This is a genomic window from Longimonas halophila, assembly GCF_002554705.1.
Lineage (GTDB): Bacteria > Bacteroidota > Rhodothermia > Rhodothermales > Salinibacteraceae > Longimonas > Longimonas halophila.
The window spans coordinates 13,908-34,097 of sequence record NZ_PDEP01000011.1; the positions used below are offsets into that span (position 1 = coordinate 13,908).

The window sequence follows — 20,190 nt, forward strand, 5'->3', positions numbered from 1 at the left end:
GCTTCTCCTCTGGCACGTCCGGTCCCTGCATGGTGGCGCGGGGACTGGATGGGGATACTGCGATGGATGTACGTGAGGGCGTGCGCTTTGGCTTCCCTCCAACTTTTCCTGTGTTCGCGCAATTCAGCCGTACACCGTCCGAGTTGAGGGTGCGCTGGGCAGGGAGGCACGGCGCTGAGGCCGTTTGTACATGGCGTGCAACATAGACACAACGATCTGCAACATAGGCAAAAGCATCTGGGGACGCGGGCAGATACATTATTTGACCCCATAGCGAGCACAGTGCAATGCTCGTTCCACCCCCCGCCCAGCTGGTTTTGTTGTTGTCATGTTGATGCTGCTCTCCTCGTTCTGCTACCCGGCACGTGTACGGTTCGGATACGTTGTGCTGCTTGCTTTTCTCGCCGTTGCATTTGTGCCAACGGCAGCCCACGCGCAGGGCGAAACGCTCTATGTGGATATTGATGTGGAAAATGGCAACTTCGATGGCTCCTCATGGAGCAATGCGTTTCTCACGTTGCAAAATGCGCTGGATGTGGCGGGGCCCGACGACGAGATCTGGGTGGCTGAGGGCACCTACTATCCGACGAACACCGAAGACCGTACCATCAGCTTCGAGATCAACGGCGACCAGGATGGGCTGAAGATCTACGGCGGGTTCGATCCGGATACCGGCGATACGGGGTTTGCCGACCGCGACCGGTTCGCCAACGAGACGATCCTTTCGGGCCGAATTGGAAACGACATCCTATTTGGGCCTATTCGGAGCCACCAGGTTGTCGTCTTCGCCCAGAACGGAGACACGGGCCCCAGTGGCGGCGCCATCACGCGCGACACGGTGATCGACGGATTCATCATCGAAGAAGGGAGGGCCGATGACGGCTATCCATACCGGAACGGCGGGGCCATCTATATTAACGGACGCGGATCGAGCAACGAAACCAGTCCGACGATCTCCAACATGGTGCTCCGCGAGAACTACGGGCTCAATGGCGGCGCGGTGGGCATTGATGGAACCCAGGGCGGCGCAAGCAGTCCGCTCCTGACCGACGTCACGTTCATCAGAAACCAGACGCCGCTCGATGGCGGGGCGGTATATGGACGGGGCAGTGGAAATCCCATCATTAAGAACTCCGTCTTTGTAGAAAACGAAGCGGCCAGTCTGTCGGGGTCGGGGCCGAACTACGCATACGGGGGCGCCATCGCCGTTCGCGCTGGGAGCCCGTCGATTCACGTCATCAATACGGTGTTTGCAAATAACGAAGGTAAGCGGGGCGGGGCCATCTACACGGATGCGGATATGCGCCTCACCAATGTGACCATTGCTGGCAATACCGCATCGGAGGTTGGAGGAGCGATTGTAAATAATGCGAATCTGCGGTTCGAAAACAGCATTGCGTGGGGGAACACAGCAGCGGGAGACGGAGAGGAGATATACGACAACCCGTTTCAGAATGGAACGACCCAGTACACGCACGCACTCGTTCAGGGGCTCAATCCTACCGGCACAGGCAACCTGGACGGCACTGATGCTGCCAACGCGCCGGGCTTTCCGAGCCCGAACACCCCCGCCGGACCCGATGGCATCCTCGCAACCATTGACGACGGACTGCGCCTCGGCGAGAACAGTCCGGCGGTGGATGCGGGCGACAACAGCCTTATCACCGAACCTACTGATCTGACGGGACGGCAGCGCGTCCAGAACGGTGCGGTGAACCTTGGGCCGTATGAGGAGGCCGCCGACACGCCCGAACGCATCTACGTAGATGCCACGGCCACCGGGGCGGGCGATGGCACCTCGTGGACCGATGCCCACCCGAATCTGCAGGATGCGTTGAATCGCGCCGGGGGCAACGACCGCATCTGGATTGCACAGGGCACCTACTACCCGGATGAAGGCGGGGGGCGCTCCCCTGGCGACCGGGCGGCCCCGTTTTACATCCCCGGCACGAAAGACGGCCTTCAGCTTTATGGCGGATTCGACGGCACCGAAACCGACCTCGACGACCGCGATGTGCTCGCCAACGAAACCGTTCTCTCGGGCGACATCAACCAGAGCGGCACCGCCACCGGAAATAGCTACACGGTGGTGCAGATGCGGGGGCAGGGCGCCAGCGATCCAATCACTGAAGCCACCACGCTGGCCGACCTCACCATCACCGCCGGAAATGCTGACGGCGTAGGCCTTGTCCAAGAACGCGGAGCCGGGCTCTACTGCGATGGCAGCGGCTCCGGCAATGCCTGTAGCCCCACCCTGCGCAACGTCGTCTTTGCAGATCATACCGCCAGCTTTGGCGGCTCCGCGCTCTTCAACGACGGACGCAACGGCGGCACGGCCAGTCCACAGATTGAGGGCGTGCTCTTCACCGACAACACCGCCGATGTGAACGGCGGCGCCATCTACAATTACGGACGCGGCGGCGCAAGCAGCCCCACGATTGTGAACACCACGTTTTCGGGCAACGAAGCAGGCACCCACGGCGGCGCGATGTACAACTACGCCTACACCAACGGCGTGGCCAACCTGACCATCAACAACACGATCTGGTACGGCAACACCGCCGACAGCGACGGCGACGGCACTGGTGCGGGCGAACAGATCTATAACGATGGAGCCGACGCCGTGCTTAACTTCCGCTATTCACTCTTCGAAGGCACCGCCAACGACATCGAATCGGTGAATGGGGCCCGCGTGCGGTACGAAGACGACCGTGGCATCAGCGTATCCCCGATTAGCGTGAGCACAAATGTGCAGGCCGATCCAGCGTTTGTGGATGCGAGTGCCCCTGCCGGGCCCGACACCCAGTTCGGTACCCTCGACGACGGCCTTCGCTTGAGCGGGGCCTCTCCGGTGAGCAGCCAGGGCGAAAACAGTGCGGTGCCGACCAACCTGAGCACCGATCTCCTGGGCGAAGCTCGTATCCAAAACAGCCGCGTGAGCCTGGGCGCTTACGAGCGCGTGAGCGGCATTGTGCTACAGCTTGCGGCGTCAACCGGCGCCGAAACCGCAACGTTCATGCTTACCCACGACGGCCCGAGCGGGGTCACGGGCGCCGCTGTGGACCTGGGCCTGCCCGCAGGTATCACAACCCCAGGCGCCACGGGCGATGGCAATGTGAGCGGCGGCATGTGGACGGTAGATGTGCCGGCCAACGATGCCGTCCGTGTGGTGGTAGATCTGGAGCGCGACGCGAGCGCCCCCACGGGCGTGCTTGACATAGCGGCTCAACTCGACACCGACAGCTACACGATCGACGGCGGCCTCCGCGACGCCACCCAGCCCGACGACGCCACCGCCGATTGGAATCTGCTCGAAGCGCCCTACGGCCCCGGCGCCGCCCTCACCTTCGACGGCACTGACGACTACTTGCGGGCCGACGCGGTAGCCGCCGAACTGGCCAATGCCGATGCCTACACCATGAGCGCCTGGGTGCGGCCCACCAACACCGACACGGGGCAGCGGGGCATCGTTGCGTTCCATACCGGCACCGGCGGCAACAAGAACATGCTTTTCTATCGCAATGAGCGGTTTGCGTACTACGATCCCGACATCGGCTACCAGGAATCGACAACTACCTACGCGCCGGACGCCTGGCACCACGTCGTCGTTACGGTCGATGCCAGCGACAACGGCACGCTGTACGTAGACGGCAGCGCCGAAGCCACCTTCAGCGCGAATGTGCGTCCCGAGGCCGGCGACCGGTTTTCCATTGGGCAGGAGTGGGATGGCACCACCGCCTCTGACTTCTTTGAGGGCCAGATCGACGAGGTGCGGGTGTGGACCGCAGCGCGTACCGAGGCAGAGATTCGCGCATCCACCTACCAGACCGTGCCGCCTGAGCGCAACGACCTCGCAGCCTATTACCGCTTCGATGCCGCCCAGACCGGCCAGCGCCTGGACGAAAGCTACGCCGGCACGCAGGCCTATGACCTTGCGCAGGACCTCGATGCCTCGTTTGAAGGCGACCTGCAGTGGACCGCCAGCGGGGCGCGTCTTGGGCAGGAGAGCATCGTGGTAGAGGCCGGAAATACCGCCTCGCTGGGTCCTGTCGACGCCCAACTTACGCTCACCAGCACCGATGCCCGCACCACGCTCTACCGCTACGGCAATCCGGGTGCCGATGTATTCACCGATCTGGATGTGCCTCGCAAAACGACGCGCAGCAACGCCGTGTGGGGCGCCGTACCCACCGGCACGGCCGACCTGGAGCTCACCTACGCCAACGTAACGGTACCCAACTCCGAAGCGGTGGGCCTGGCCGCACGCCCGTATCCCGCCGATGCATGGACCGCCCGCACAGAAGCGCCCGCCAGCCAGACGTTCACCCTCACCGGGCAGACGAATGCACGTGAGTTCGCACTCTACGACAACGGCCCACCTTTCTACTACGTAGATGCCGATGCCACAGGTGCGGAAACGGGCGACTCTTTCGAGGATGCGTTGACCGACTTACAGGATGCGCTGGCTGTGGCCAAGCCCGGCGAGATCATCGTGATAGCAGGTGGCACCTACAAACCCGGCCCCGACCGCACCGACGCCTTTCGCATTGACGGAAGCCAGGACGGCCTCACCGTAGCAGGGGGATTCGAAGGCACCGAATCGTTCGAGAGCGTGTCCGCGTTTGAGGCCGCCCTGCCGGTTCGCGATTTTGCCGCGAACGAGACGATTCTTTCGGGCAACCTGGGCATTCCGGGCCTCAGCGACGACGACGCCTACCACGTGCTGGTTGTTGATGGCACCACCGACGGGCCCATCACCAACGTCACCACGCTCGATGGCCTCACCATCACCGCCGGGAATGCCGACGGAAGCGGGTCCAATGCAAGCGGGGCCGGACTCTACTGCGACGGCAGCGGCACAGGCAACGCCTGCGCACCCACCCTTCGCACCACGCAATTCGTGGACAACACCGCCACCTCAGACGGCGGCGCGCTCTACAACAACGGCTCCAATGGCGGATCCGGCAGCCCGCGCATTCTCAACTCTGCCTTTGCAGATAACCAGGCGGACCACGGCGGTGCCCTCTACAACAACGCCACAGATGGCACCAGCAGTCCCGAACTCATAAACACCGTGTTTGCAGATAACACAGCAGATCGGGGCGGTGCTATTTATAACGATGCGTCGGATGGCACAAGCAGCCCTACGCTTGCTAATGCGACATTAACGGGCAACACAGCCGCTTTTGGCGGTGCGGTGTATAGCAGCGCCAGCGGAAGCGGCACCAGCGTCCCCGACATTGTCAACACCATTTTGTGGGATAACACGGCTACCGATACAGGCAACGACGTGTACAGCACCAATGGCGCTGCCCCAGCCGTGCGCTCCACGCTTGTTGCGGGCGGATGCCCCACCAATGCCGACTGCGGCGACGGCTCGACCCTTCTCACCGAAGATCCGCTGTTTGCAGAAGCCAACACCCCGGCAGGTACCGATGGCGTCTACGTCACGTCCGATGACGGACTCGCGCTCACCAGCACATCGCCAGCACTCGACGCCGGCGACGATAGCGCCGTCCCCGCAGGCATCACGACCGACCTCATCGGAGAAGCGCGCATCCAGGATAGCAACGACGACGGCACCACCGCCGTCACCCTGGGCGCTTATGAGCAGGTGCCGCCGCCCGTCATTTTTGTGGATGCGAGTGCCACTGGCGCTGCCAACGGGTCGTCGTTCGATAACGCCTACACCACGCTGCAAGACGCCCTCGACGTAGCACGCAGGAGCAACCAGATCTGGGTGGCCACCGGCACGTATCACCCAACGGCCGAGGCCCGTGCAGGCGAACCGCGCTCGGCCACGTTTCAGATTGCGGATACGCAGGCTGGCCTTCAGATCTACGGCGGATTCGCAGGCGATGAGACGCTCAGCGGCATCAGCGATATCGATCCCGTGCTCGACAGTCGCGACTTGACCGCGAATCGAACCATACTCTCGGGCGATATCGGCACGCTCGATGATCCATCAGACAACGCCTACCATGTAGTGTCGGCGAGCAACCTTGCCGAAGAAACGCAGCTCGACGGGTTCACCATTACCGAGGGCAACGCCAATGGAACCAATTTCGCTGAAGATGCAGGCGGCGGAATCTACAGCAGCAGTAGTAATCTGACGTTGAACAGCCTCATAGTCACGGAAAACACCGCATCCAACGAAGGCGGCGGTCTTAGCGCCAGCAACAATAGCACCCTGCACCTAACCAACACCGTCTTTACGAACAACAGCACGGGTTCAGAAGGCGGAGCTATTGCTCTGACCCAGAGCCCAGCGCAGATGACCAATGTGGTCTTCGCGCAGAACACAGCGGGTGATCGGGGCGGGGCGCTCTACGCCAACAACAGTGATACAGAAATTACCAATGCCACATTCACGAAGAATACAGCAGCGAGCTTCGGAAACGCGTTCGCCAACTTCTTTAGCAGCTTCACCGTCACCAACAGCGTGCTGTGGGGCAACGGAAACTCGGGCGATCGTCAGTTCTTAACCGGCGACCCGCTCACGCTGAGTCACACCCTTTTAGAGGGCGGTGAAAGCGGAGTTGGTGGCACAGGAGATGTTACATACATTGCGTCTGACGGAAGCGACGCCGGCGACTTTGGCAACAGCTCCAACATCAATGCCAACCCTCTCTTCGTAGCGGCCAGCATGCCCGCCGGACTCGACGGCCAGTGGGCCACGGCTGATGATGGGCTGCGCCTGGCGGGCAATTCCCCAGCGGTGGACGCAGGGGACAACAACGCCGTGCCCAGTGGCCTTTCCACCGACCTGATCGGCAACGCGCGCCTCCAAGATGGAGACAATAACGGCACAGCTACCATCACGCTTGGCGCGTACGAAACACCAGGGCTCGCCCTCACACGTAGCGTCACCATCACCGGCACCGACGCAGGCGATGAGAGTGGCTGGCGGATTGTTGGCGTGCCCTACACCGGCACCACCGCCGGCGACCTGCGCCTGACACACGAAGGGAGCACGTCGGTGCCCCGCTTTGGCATGGACGTGGTGCAGACCTGGGACGATGCGGCAGGCGGTACCGTGCCTACCGGCGCGTACGTCCCTGCCGACATCGACACCAGCCTGCCTGTTGGCGAAGGCGTCCTCCTCTATCTGACCGACGACGCCATCACGCCCGTTGATGCATCGGGCATCACGCTCTCGGCCAATCGGCCCGATGCCGCCCTGCACCCCGCCCAAGACGTGCCGGTGAGCGTGGACCGTGACGCCCGCTGGCACTTGCTGGGCAATCCGTACCCGACGGGCTACGAACTGAGTGCGCTGAACCAGGCCGGACAGGATCTTCCGAGTGCAGGCTTCCACCAAGACGTGCAGATCTACGACGTAAGCGCCCCTGGCGGCCCCAGTTGGATTCTGCTCGATTCCAGCACCGAAACGCTCGCGCCCTGGCAGGGCGTCTTTATTGAGCGCAGCACACCAGGCACGGGCCCAACAGACCTCACCTTCGGCGCTCGTGGACGCGTGGCTCCTGTGCCGTTTATCGGTACGAATGCCGAAGCCCCCGCTTCCCAACAGGCCCAACAGGCGATGCTGCGGTTTACCCTGACGGCAGAAGCCAATGGGCAACGTGTGGCCCGCGATGAAGCGATCGGAATCCGCTTTCATGAGCAGGCCACCGCAGGCTTCGACCCGTACGACACGTCAAAACGCGACCCGCTGACGAGTGGCGCCTATGCGCTGGCCACGCCTGTGGGCACCGGGCGCGATGGGAGCGAGGTAGGCAAAGCCGTGGAGAGCAGACCGAATCTCCCCGACGATGGCGACCTGACGCAAATCCCCGTACAGCTCGACACCGCCGGACTCGATTCCGATGCTGTGCTTACCTTTGCGCTTACCGACTCCGACGCACCGGCGGAGTGGGCGGGTGAACTCATCAACACGAAGGGCACCACCACCCCTACCGATGATGCTGTGGTGCCGCTGGTTTCCGGTGCCCATCTTGACATTCCCGTGAGCGAGCTGCCCTCTTATGCCGATGAGGTGCCCCCGCTGCGCGTGCAGGTGGCTCCCAGTCAGGAGGCCCTGCCGGTTGAGTTGGCCGGATTCGAAGCACAGCGCGCGGGCGATGACGCGATCGCGCTGCAGTGGGAGACCCTCTCGGAGACGAACAATGCGGGCTTTGAGGTGCAGCGCCGTGCCCAATCTGCGCATGAATCTGCCGATGCGTCCCCAGTAGAGACGTCCCACTGGGGCGTCTCTACCCACTGGGGCGTCTCTACGACGGGTGAATCGTGGCAGACGATTGCGCATCTGGACGGCGCAGGCACCACCGACACGCCCCAATCCTACCGGTTCGAGGACACCGACCTGCCATACGCAGCGGATAGTCTGCGCTATCGTCTCCGCCAGGTAGATACCGACGGCACCGAATCCTTTAGCGAAGCGGTGACGATTGCGCGGCAGGTGACTAAGGCAGAGCTCTTGCCGACGTATCCGAATCCGGTACGCGGCCAGGCCACGGTGCGGTTTGCGGTTCCCAACCGCCAGAACGTGCGCATCCACCTGTACGACCTGCTGGGCCGCCGTATCCGCACGGTTCTGGATACGAGTACGGAGGGCCGCACGGAAGCGCAGCTTGACGTGAGCGGTCTGGCGAGCGGGACCTACTTCCTGCGCATGCAGACCCTCGGCCACACCGAAACCCAACGCATCACTGTGGTCCGCTGATTTCCCCACCTGCGCCACCGTGTGGTCTCGTTTCGACCGGGCATGCGCTCCCACCAGGGCAGACCGGTTAACATCTTCACTATACCATCTTTCGTTTTTCCACCTGGTATGTCGTCCCCTACGCGCCCATCGCTTTCTGCAGGTGCCGACTTGGTCCTGTTTGTGCTCGTTGTTCTTGGTATCGGAGGCGCTTTTGTGGCGCTGTATCCTGCACTCACAGCGGAGCCCCCCGAGTCGTGGAATCAGCAAACCACGGAAGAGGAGAGGGCAGATCGTGCCGATCCCACCCAGAAACTGATGAGTCAACTCAAGGGCGAGGTGCCGCAGGTGCTCCGGGGCAACCCGCTGGATGGGATCCCCGCACTGCACAGAGGCCAGGCTCGTATGTCGTGGAGTAGCGGGTCGGCGGCTTCGGCGCGGAGGGCCCCCTCGGGACGCACATCAGGTGCATTTGCTGGACGCGCGTGGTCATCATCAGAATTGGGGGATGGGGTGACGTCGCCGGGCTACACCGCAAGCCCGCGTGCGTCGGGAGGCGCACGCCCGTCACAGGGACGCAGGTCGTCGGGGGCCGATCCGGGCGGATGGGCCGGGGCGCTGGCATCGAGCAGCGGTGAGCTTCGGGCGCTTGAACGGCAGGTGGGGGCCATTGACCGGCAGCTTCGGGTCGCTTCGCAGTCCTCAGCAGCTGAGCGCGTTCCGGCCTGGGCCAACGCCGATGAATCGATTACAGGCCCTGCCGCGAGCATGACGAATCCGCCTTTGCCCAATCCGGGCGACCCCAATCCGCCCTTGCCGCCCGATCCGGTGCCCGTAGATGGCGGACTCGTGCTCCTCGCGCTGGCCGGGGGCACCTACGGATGGCAGCGCTTGCGCACAGGCGATGCTCCTTCGCCTCAAGAGTAACTACTCTACCGTGGGGCCTCCCACCCGGATGCTGAGATTTAGCATCGGAGCGGGGATCGTCATAGACATCCCCCGTATTGATATTGACTTCTACTTTCTCCCCGTTTTACGATGTTTGTTCTCCACATACACGCTACCAACGCCCGGTTCTCTGGCCCATTTGTTGGCCCCATTCCCCAGTGGAGGCGGTGTGCAAGTCTTTTGCTTGCGCTTTTATTCGGGGTAACCCTTTCTGTACAGGCTCAGCAGGTGTTCGACACGGCAGGCGAGTACACCTACACGGTGCCGTCAAACGGCGTGCTTATGGTGGAAGCGCGAGGCGCAGATGGGGCTATTAGCAGTTTTGTAAATACTGGGGGCGGCCAGGGAGCCACGGTTGGTTCAACATTTGAGGTGCAGGCGGGCGACGTGTTAACGGTCGTCGTTGGGGAGGCGGGTGAGCCCTATGGCCCTGGTGCAGGAGGAGGCGGTGGCGGGTCGGCAGTTATTGCCACGCGTAACGGTAGCTCAACCCTCTTGCTGGTCGCTGGGGCGGGAGGCGGAGGGAGTTCGTCAAGCGGAGGCGGAGGCCGGTCTGCTCTGGCCTCAAACGGTGCAGGAGGAGCAGGGGGGAACGGTAACGATCCTCAAAGCGGAGGAGGCGGTGCCGGAGGAGGCGGATTCAACGACGCGGGTGGCAATCCTACGGGAGCAAACGCGTTTGCCGAAGGGGGCGGCGCTGGCACGCTGAGCGGGCGCGGAGCCGGAGGACGTGGGGGCGGTCTCAATGGAAGCACGGGGGGGGCTGGATTTGGTGCAGGTGGCGGCAGCGACCTTGGCGGCGGCGGGGGGGGCGGTTTCATAGGAGGAGATGGCGGCAATGGCGGTGATCTGCCACGTGAACCCGGTGAGGGCGGCCTCTCTTTTGTCGAAACCAATAGCTTAGATTTTAACGGAGCAGTGACTATCCAAATGGATGGCGGCGCCGGAGCGGGAAGTGGGCGCGATGGGCGCGTTGAGATTTTGGTTAGTGCCCCTGTACCCAATCAGTCACTCAACCTCGACGGCACCAACGACTACATCACGGCCTCTGGCGTCGCTGATGCGTTGGCTTCAGCGAGTGCGTTTACGATGGAAGCGTGGGTATATCCGACCCGCGCCAGTGGCCAACAGGGCATCACCACCTTTCACACGAGCACCGGCAACAACCGCAACCTGCTCCTCTACCGAAGCGGGCAGTTTCAGTATTTCGATGGAGACACCGGCTACGTAGCCAGCCGCAACGCCTTTCCGGCGGGGCAGTGGTATCACGTGGCGTTGACGGTCGATGCTTCCAATACCGCCATCTTGTATGTGAACGGGCGCCGCGAGGCCACGCTCAACACCAGTGTGCGTCCAGAAGCAGGCGGGCTCTTCTCGATCGGGCAGGAGTGGGACGGTGGCCCCACCGCCAGCGACTTCTTCGAGGGCCGCATCGATGAGGTGCGCATCTGGAGCCAGGCGCGCACGCAGGCCCAATTGCAGCAGGGCATGACCACGTCGCTCGGCACCGACAACACGCTCGACGATACGTTCGACCTGTCAGACCTGGTGGCGCATTACCGCTTTGAGGGTAATCTCCTTGATGAAACCGGGGCCTACGCCGGTACTGCTGAGGGCGCGCCGACTTATACCGACGATGTAGCGCAGACTACAGCCGAGGACGCGCTGATTGTGCGAGTGAACACGGCGGTGAGCGGTGGCGGCGCGGGCAATGGCACGTCGTGGACCGATGCGCATGCGGCGCTGCAGGACGGCGTCGCGGGCACGGGTCCGGAGAACCAAATCTGGATCGCCGCCGGCACCTACACGCCCACGCGGCGGCTTGATGCCGGGGACCCACGTACGGCTACGTTTGAGATCACCGGCGCCCAGGACGGGCTGCAGATCTATGGTGGATTCGACGGCACCGAAACTACCCGAAGTGAGCGGGCCCCATCAGCGAACGAGGTAATCCTCTCAGGCGACATTGGCACTGCAGGCGATTCCTCGGACAACGCCTATCACGTGCTTGTTTTCAATGGGGGCGATCGCATTGGGGCGAATAGCCCCGGCAACATCACGACGGGCACGGTGCTGGATGGCCTCACCATCACCAGTGGGAATGCGGCAAACAGCTTTCCTAATAATGCAGGAGGAGGGCTGTACTGCGATGGCGTAGGCAGCGGGAACGCGTGTAGCCCGTCGCTGACCGGGCTCACCTTCACGGACAACTCCGCAGGAGCCGGCGGGGCGATCTACAACGAAGGCTTCAACAATGGCGCGAGCAGCCCGGTGATTACAAACGCCACCTTCACGGGCAACACCGCAGATCTTAACGGTGGGGCGATCTACAACAATGGCGCCAGTGGCACGAGCAGCCCGATGATTACAAACGCCACCTTCACAGGCAACACCGCAGATCTTAACGGCGGGGCGATCGGCAACAATGGCATCGTCGGCACAAGCAGTCCGCAGATTACGAACACCATCTTGTGGGGAAATACCGCCACCAACGATGGCGACGAAATCTACAACGACGACGCTACGCCCACCCTCGCGCATACGCTCATCGAGGGCGGGCTTGGTGGAATCAGTGAAAGTGGCGGCTCTTTCACCACCGATGGCGGAAACAACCTCGACGCCGAGCCGCTCTTTGTAGATGCGAATGACCCGGCCGGACCCGACAACGCCTTCGGCACCGCCGATGACGGGCTGCGCGTGGCTGCAAATTCCCCTGCGGTCGACGCGGGCGACACGGGTGCGCTGCCCACTGATGCCGCAGACCTCGACGGTGACGGCGACACCACCGAGCCGCTTCCGCTGGATATTGCCGGAGCCCCGCGCATCCAGGACGGCGACAGTGATGGCACCGCGACCGTAAGTCTGGGCGCGTACGAGACGTCCGGCCTGCCCATTGCCACGAGCGTCACCATCACCGGCACCGACGGCACGGGCACCGATGCCGGCTGGCGCGTGCTAAGTGTGCCCTACACGGGTGCGGTCGCGGGCGATCTAAGGATGTCGTCTTCCACCGGGACCAACGCCCTGCGCTTCAACCGCAACATTGCAGCGGTGTGGGACGACAGCGATTCCGACGAAAGCACCGGCGGCACCGGCGCCTACACGACCGTCGACGCCAGCACGCCGCTGGACCTGGGTGCGGGCCTTTTGCTCTACCTTGAAGACGACGTCCGTGACCCCGTCGAATCGGGCGGGCTCGCCATCTCGCTGGATGAGAGCACCACCGCCACGCGACAGGGCCTGCAGGCCGTCGTGCGCAATGACCTTACGCAAAGCGCCCGCTGGCACCTCGTGGGCAACCCGTATCCCACTGACTACGACCTGATGGCGCTGACGACCGGCGGCAGCCCGCTCGCTGGGAACGGATTTCAGGCGGATGTGCAGGTCTACGACGCCACAAATAGCACGTGGCAGATCCTGAGTGTGGGCACCGAGACGCTGGCCGCATGGCAGGGCGCGTTCATTGAACGAAGCAGCCCCGGCAATGGACCCACCACGGTCACGTTCGATCCGGGCGGGCGCACCGCCCCGAATGCGCCGTTCATCGGAAGCGAGATGCAAGGGCCTGTCGCCACATCGAGTGTCGAGCGCGGCACGCTGTGGCTGGAGGGCGTCGTAACCGATGCAGCTGGCACGGTCGTCGCGACCGACCAGGCCATTGGGGTGCGCTTTCACGAGAGCGCGACCGATGGGTGGGATGCGTGGGACACCTCGAAACTCGCGCCGCTGGAAGCGCCGTCGCTTGCGCTAAGTGCGACAGGCACCGGACGCGGCAACACCGGAGCATCCAAAGCCGTCGAGAGCCGCCCGTGGCCGCAAGATGCGTCGGATCCCGATGCGAATCTTACCGCAGTGCCGGTGGCCATTCGAGGCAATGGCCTCCCCGATGACGGCACGCTCACGCTTCAGGTGCGCGAGTGGGACCTGCCGGACACATGGGCCGCGGGGCTGATCGACACACAAGGCACCTCCGATACCAGCGACGACCAGGCTGTGCCCCTGGAGCCGGGCATGAACTACACGGTGGACGTGAGCAGCCTGACTGACACCCCGGAAACCGAACGATTCGTGGTGCAGGTTGCGCCGAATACGGGGGCGCTGCCGGTGGAGCTGGCTGGATTCGGCGCACAGCGCTCCGGCGAGGATGCCATCACGGTGCAGTGGGAGACCCTCTCCGAAACCAACAACGCCGGGTTTGAGGTGCAGCGCCGCGCCGCGTCCGCCGATGGCCCCGCCAATGCATCCGTAGAGACGTCCCAATGGGGCGTCTCTACGACGGGTGAATCGTGGCAGACGGTTGCGACCCTCGACGGCGCAGGCACCACGGGCACCCCGCAGTCCTACCGGTTCGAGGACACCGACCTGCCCTACGCCGCAGACAGCCTGCGCTACCGCCTACGGCAGATCGACACCGACGGCACCGAATCCTTTAGCGAGGCGGTGACCATTGTCCGGCAGGTGACCGAGGCCGAACTGCTCCCCACGTACCCGAACCCGGCGCGCGGGCAGGCCACGGTGCGCTTTGCGGTGCCGGAGCGGCAGGACGTGCGCATCGACCTGTACGACCTGCTGGGGCGGCGCGTGCAGACGGTGGTGGATACGGGTGCGGAGGGCCGCACGGAAGCGCAACTCGACGTGAGCGGGCTGGCCAGCGGTACGTACTTCCTGCGGATGCAGACCGAGGCCGGGCCTATCGACACGCAACGGGTGACGGTGGTGCGGTAAGCTATGCCTCCAGCGGCCCCGGTCCCTACATGACCGCGTGGGGACCGGGCGGGGATACTGCGAGTGATAGGGGGGCGGGCACGGCGTGTGGCTTTCCCCTGTACCTACCCGAGTGGGACTGTGCTACGCGTTGCGGGCGGAAGCGACCTGCTCATCGAAGCGGCGCAGCACGGCGGGCAGGTCGTTGGGCGTATCGAGCACGGTGTGGGCACCGGCATCGTCAAGCACGCTGGCATGTTCGTTGGCATTGAGGTAGGGCGGCACGACGCCGAGCGCCCACATGTTGGCTGCGCGAGCGGCTTTCATATCGTCGACCGAGTCGCCCACATAGGCGGCCTCGCTGGCATCCACGTCGCGTCCTACGGCGGCGAGCATGGTGAGCGTGTGGTTGAGGGGAAAGGGGTCGGGCTTGGTGCGGTCGCCCTGCTTTTCTTTGCCGAGGACGATGGGGAAGTACGACGACCAGCCCATGTGCTCAATCGTCCAGTCGGCCTCCTCTTGCGGGCGGCCGGTGACTACGCCCAGAAGCAGGCCCTCGTCCTGCAGCGTATCGAGCGTGGCCATGTCAATGAGCGGCGACTCGTCGCTGATGAGGCCGTCCCAGTCGTTGCCGCGATACCGGCGCTGAAACTCTTCGATAACCCGGCTGAGCGGCACTTCCATGGCCGTGTCGGTGATGATGGAGTGCGTAAGCTTCCAGTCGTCGTTGAAGCCGCCGTAGTTTTTATAGCGTTGCACATCTTTCGGACTGATCTGGCGTCCGGTAAAGTGCTCCACCGTTTCGATAATGGCCTGGCGGTAGGAGGTGGATACGTCCACCAGCACGCCGTCCATGTCGAATAGCAGCACCTGAAGGGGTGAAGACGAAGGCATACGACAGCGGATTGATGAGGGAAGAGGGTGCGGATGCAGAGCAAGCCCCCATAAGCCAATGGGAAGCTAATGGGCTTACAGGGTCAATCGATATGCACACCAACAGGCGTGTACAGTTCCCGGCTGGGTGCCGCTGGGCTTCAGAGGAGAGGCAGCTCCGGTCACCAATGGCGAAGACGATGTGGGGACCAATGCGAACGGACCGCCTACCTCGATTCTGGGTATTACAGTATGTCCGCTATCCTCTGTGCCCTTTGTCTGAAGTAGTGCTTATGTCCTCGGCTTCCTCATCCGCACCCGACGCGCTGCGCTTTCTGGATCCGGTGGCGGTGTCGCAGCTCGACTCGATGGAGCTGCGTGCGCGCCTCATTGTGGAGGGCTTTATGACGGGCCTGCACCGCAGCCCCTATCACGGCTTCTCGGTCGAGTTTGCCGAACATCGTCCGTATCACCCCGGCGACGAACTGCGGCATGTCGACTGGAAGGTCTACGCCAAGACCGACCGCTACTACATTAAGCAGTACGAGGAGGAGACGAATCTGCGGCACTACGTGGTGCTCGACACCTCGGCCTCGATGCATTACAAAGGCGAGGCCGCGCTCTCAAAGCTCGAATACGGTGCCTATCTGGCCGCCGGACTGCATCATCTCATGCTGCGGCAGCGGGATGCGACCGGACTGATGGCGTTCGACGAAACGGTGCACACGGTGCGTCCGCCAAGCGCAGCCCCGGCGCAGCGGCAGACGCTCTTGCGTACGCTCGATGCCCTGGTGCAACGCGATGCCACGGGCACGCAGACCAATGCAGCTACGGCGCTAAGCGAGGTGGCGGAGCGCATCGGGCGGCGCTCGCTGGTGGTGGTCATCACCGATCTGTTTGAGAACGTGGGCGCGCACGACGACCTGCTGCATGCGCTGCGGCGCCTGCGGCATCGCGGTCATGAAGTGATCGTCTTCCACGTCCTAAACAGTGCGACCGAGCGGCGCTTTCAGTTTCCCGATCGCCCAATGCTTTTTCGCGATATGGAGACGGGCGCCGAGCAGGCGGTGCACCCGGCGCAGTTGCGTGAGCACTACGAGGAGGCTGCCGAGCACTTTATGGAGCGATTTCGGCGGTCGTGTCTGGAGCACAACATCGACTTTGCTACGCTCGACACGGCGACCTCGTATCAAGAGGCGCTGCTTGCGTATCTCAACAAACGACAGCGCTTGGCGTAGGCGTTGCCAGCGGTTGGCATGCATCGCAACCCGCCCTGTGCCTGTGCCGTACGCGCCCCTGAACTGCTCCTGACTCACATAGCTTGCCCCAACTTATGCATCTCAGTGATCCCTCCGCCTCCATCTATATTGCCGGACACCGTGGCATGGTCGGCAGCGCCATCTGGTCAGCCCTCGAATCGGCTGGATACGAAAACATTTTTGGGCGCACCAGCAGCGAGCTCGACCTGCGCAATCAGGCGGATACGCATGCCTTCTTTGAGGCGCAGCAGCCCGACTACGTCGTTGTGGCCGCGGCTCGCGTGGGCGGGATTCTGGCCAACGACCAGTACCCGGCCGATTTCCTGTACGATAATCTGGCCATTGAGGCCAATGTGCTTCGTGCGGCCCAGCAGCACGGCGTAAAGCGGCTCGTGTTTTTGGGATCCACCTGCATCTACCCCAAACATGCGCCCCAGCCGATGCCCGAAGACAGCCTGCTGACTGGTCCGCTGGAGCCCACGAATCAGTGGTATGCCGTTGCCAAGATTGCCGGACACAAGCTGTGTCAGGCGTTTCACCGGCAGCACGGCAGCGACATGGTTACGCTGATGCCGACGAATCTGTACGGTCCGAACGACAACTTCGACCTCGAAACCAGCCACGTGCTTCCGGCGCTGCTGCGCAAGTTTCACGAGGCGAAAGGCGCAGCCCCCGACGGCAGCGATGCCTCTGTTACGCTCTGGGGCAGCGGCACGCCCAAGCGGGAGTTCCTCTACAGCCACGACTTGGCCGACGCGGTGCGCTTCGTGCTCGAAACGCGGGAAGACGATCTGCGCGAGGCGGCCTACGAAGGCATGCTCAACGTAGGCGTGGGCAAGGACCTGTCGATCAACGAGTTGGCCGCGACCATTCAGGATGTGGTGGGCCACGACGGACCCATCGAGCACGACCCCTCCAAGCCCGACGGTACGCCCCGCAAGCTGGTCGACACCACACGCATGGATGAGCTCGGGTGGTCGGCGAAGACGAGTCTGCACGACGGCATCCAGAAGACGTACGACTGGTACCGCGAACACGAAGACGAGTGGGTGGCGGCGTAGCTACCTGAGTTCCGCCATCTGATTGTAAGGTGCCCATAGCCGGAGACTGCATGCGCTCACTTCCATCCACCCCTCAGTCGCTGCGCGACAGCTCCCCTCTCCAGGGGAGCGATTGACGGCGTGGGGCTATGTTTGTGTATCGCATTCCCAAATGTGTATCGCATTCCCAAACAACCCCCTCTGCATCCGACGGTCCCCCCTCGGACGTGCGTAAAGACGCTCCTGCGTCGGTCATGATGTATGGCGGAGACGCAAGGGGTTCAGCCCACCTCACGACCCTTTTGGGGTCAGCGTAGCCACGGGAAGAATCATCTCTTCCAGCGAGGCGCCGCCATGCTGAAACGTGTCGCGGTAGAGCTTCTCGTAGTGGTGGAAATTGGTCGGATACACGAAGTAGAAATCCTCTTTGGCGAGAATGTAGTTCGTGTTCATGGCTGGCGCAGGCAGGCCGTACGTTTCGGGATCGCGCACGTAGATGGCTTCCTCTTCCTCGCACTGCAGGTTGCGTCCGTGCTTGTAGCGGAGGGCAGTCGAGGTTTCGCGGTCGCCAATCACCTTTGAAGAGCGCAGGCTGAGCACCGCGCCGTGGTCGCTGGTGAGGACGATGGTGCAGTCGCGCTCTGACAGCGTTTGCAGCGCATCCAAAAGCCACGAGTGCTCAAACCAGGTGCGCGTCAGTGAACGATAGGCGGCTTCGTCGGGGGCCAGTTCCTTGAGCACATCCGAGTCAGAGCGGCTGTGTGCCAGGATATCCACAAAGTTGACGACCACCGCGCTCAGGTCGTGCTGCGTCAGGTTCTGCGCCTGACTGGCGAAGGTGCGCCCGTCTTCGGTGGCAATCAGCTTGTCGTAGCGCATGCTGCGATCGTCGAGGCCGCGCCGCTCCATGAAGTCGTGCAAGAGCGCCTCCTCGTACTGATTGCGGCTGTGCTCCTCCTCTTCTGCCTTGGACTGCAAATTCGGGAAGCGCTCGTCCAGATCCAGCGGCAGGAGTCCGCTAAAGATCGCATTGCGCGAGTACGGCGTGGCCGTAGGCAAGATGCTGTAGTGGAAGTCCGTTTCAATCTGAAAGTGCGGGCGTAGCAGCGCCTCGAACTGCAGCCACTGGTCGTAGCGCATGCAGTCGATCACGAAAAACACCACCGGCTGCTCCCCCAGCTTGGGAAAGACGTGCTCGGGTAAGATTTCGTGGGAGAGCAAGGGCCGGTCGCTGTGCCGTCGGGGACGATCCAAATCCGCAATCCAGTCGGGATACGTGGCTTCGATGAACTCGCCAAAGCGACGATTTGCTTTCTTGAACTGGTCGTCGAAGATCTGGCGCGCGCCCTCGTCGCCGGTGAGCGACAGGTCGTAGTTTACCAGGCGCTGGTACAGCGTGCGCCATGACTCGGCATTGTCGGTTTGGCTGATGGTGCGATCGATCTTGCCAAACGACTGCAAGTACTGCTCCGACTGCGACTCTTGCTGCAGGCGCGTCCGTTCCAGCACGCGCTTGCACGTCAAGAGAATCTGGCTGGGGTTCACCGGCTTCGTCAGGTAATCGCTGATCTGCCGCCCCAGCGCCTTCTCCATCAGGTCTTCCTCCTCGCTCTTGGTGACCATCACCACGGGCACCTCGGGGCGCGTTTCCTTGAGCTCCACGAGCGTCTCCAGGCCGTCCATACCCGGCATCTGCTCATCCAAGAACACAAGCGAAAACGGCTCCTCGCGCACCAGATCGATGGCATCGGCCCCGTTCGATACGGTGGAGACGTCGTAGCCTTTCTCTTCCAGAAACATGACATGCGGGCGAAGCAGGTCGACTTCGTCGTCGACCCAGAGCAGGCGTGGGGCATCGGCCATAGGGCGTTACAGCAGTTTGGCATAGGGGGATGCGGTCGCGCGCTCGTACCTTTCGGGGTGTGGTTTTGATTCGACGGCCGCCGTAGGCAACCTATACATCCCCCAACGCCGTAACAAACTGCCCATTTGCTTTCCGGATAGCAGCCCCCACAGCGTATGTCGAACCAATCGATTGGACTCTCAGACCGCGTGCACGACTACCTGCTCAATGTGTCGCTGCGCGAGACGGAGGTGCAACGCCGCCTGCGCGCCGAGACGATGCAGCACCCCAATCACAACATGCAGATTGCCCCTGAGCAGGGGCAGTTTATGCAGCTGTTGGCCCGGCTGGTCGATGCAAAGCGGGCTCTCGAAATTGGCGTATTTACCGGATACAGCGCGCTCTCGGTTGCCTACGCACTCCCCGATGATGGCACACTCGTAGCGTGTGACATCAGCCGCGACTACACCGAGATTGCCGAGCACTACTGGAACGAGGCAGGCGTAGCCGATCGCATTGACTTGCGCATTGCTCCGGCCATTGAGACGCTCCAAACCCTGCGCGATGACGGCGCCGAGGGTACGTTCGACTTCGCGTTCATCGATGCCGACAAGATCAGCTACCCCGACTATTACGAGCACAGCCTGGCGCTGGTGCGCTCGGGCGGACTCATTCTGCTCGACAACATGCTCCGCGATGGCCGCGTGGCTGATCCCGACATTGACGACGCCTCGGTGCAGGCTATCCGCGACCTCAACGAGCAGCTTCACACTGACGAGCGCATCGACCTGAGTCTGCTGCCCGTGGCCGATGGTCTCACGCTGGCCCGCAAGCGATAGATGCTCGGTAGAGAGTTCTGCT

At 62.8% G+C, this 20,190-nt stretch carries 8 protein-coding genes; 6 read left to right on the forward strand and 2 right to left on the reverse strand.

Features of this window, described 5'->3' with window-relative positions:
- The first annotated feature begins 328 nt into the window (after positions 1-328).
- The 3 genes from CRI93_RS11460 to CRI93_RS11475 all read left to right on the forward strand — a co-directional run bounded on the left by CRI93_RS11460 (position 329) and on the right by CRI93_RS11475 (position 14,335).
- Positions 329-8,683 carry a T9SS type A sorting domain-containing protein gene (locus tag CRI93_RS11460; protein ID WP_098062783.1) on the forward strand — a complete coding sequence of 2,785 codons (8,355 nt, stop codon included), beginning with the start codon at positions 329-331 and terminating at the stop codon, positions 8,681-8,683.
- A gap of 108 nt (positions 8,684-8,791) precedes the next feature.
- Positions 8,792-9,589 carry a PID-CTERM protein-sorting domain-containing protein gene (locus CRI93_RS11465; protein ID WP_098062784.1) on the forward strand — a complete coding sequence of 266 codons (798 nt, stop codon included), beginning with the start codon at positions 8,792-8,794 and terminating at the stop codon, positions 9,587-9,589.
- A 201-nt stretch (positions 9,590-9,790) separates the two neighbouring features.
- Positions 9,791-14,335 carry a T9SS type A sorting domain-containing protein gene (locus CRI93_RS11475; RefSeq protein WP_141491686.1) on the forward strand — a complete coding sequence of 1,515 codons (4,545 nt, stop codon included), beginning with the start codon at positions 9,791-9,793 and terminating at the stop codon, positions 14,333-14,335.
- 123 nt (positions 14,336-14,458) lie between these two features.
- Here CRI93_RS11475 and CRI93_RS11480 read toward each other — a convergent pair whose 3' ends face one another.
- A complete protein-coding gene (locus CRI93_RS11480) occupies positions 14,459-15,208 on the reverse strand; it encodes a TIGR01548 family HAD-type hydrolase (RefSeq protein WP_098062786.1) in 750 nt (249 codons plus the stop codon).
- A gap of 272 nt (positions 15,209-15,480) precedes the next feature.
- Here CRI93_RS11480 and CRI93_RS11485 point away from each other — a divergent pair, with 272 nt between their 5' ends.
- Both CRI93_RS11485 and CRI93_RS11490 read left to right on the forward strand, forming a co-directional pair.
- Complete coding sequence (locus CRI93_RS11485) at positions 15,481-16,425, forward strand: DUF58 domain-containing protein (RefSeq protein ID WP_098062787.1); 945 nt, start codon at positions 15,481-15,483, stop codon at positions 16,423-16,425.
- Positions 16,426-16,520: 95 nt separating this feature from the next.
- Positions 16,521-17,507: a GDP-L-fucose synthase family protein gene (locus CRI93_RS11490; protein ID WP_098062788.1), complete on the forward strand. Its 987-nt coding sequence runs from the start codon at positions 16,521-16,523 to the stop codon at positions 17,505-17,507.
- Positions 17,508-17,777: 270 nt separating this feature from the next.
- On the opposite strand, the gene porX is transcribed toward CRI93_RS11490, so the two are convergent.
- Complete coding sequence (gene porX, locus CRI93_RS11495) at positions 17,778-19,349, reverse strand: T9SS response regulator signal transducer PorX (RefSeq protein WP_098062789.1); 1,572 nt, start codon at positions 19,347-19,349, stop codon at positions 17,778-17,780.
- A gap of 156 nt (positions 19,350-19,505) precedes the next feature.
- On the opposite strand from porX, the gene CRI93_RS11500 reads away from it, so the two are divergent.
- Entirely contained in the window at positions 19,506-20,168 is a 663-nt protein-coding gene (locus tag CRI93_RS11500; RefSeq protein WP_098062790.1) for an O-methyltransferase, read from the forward strand.
- Positions 20,169-20,190 lie beyond the last annotated feature (22 nt).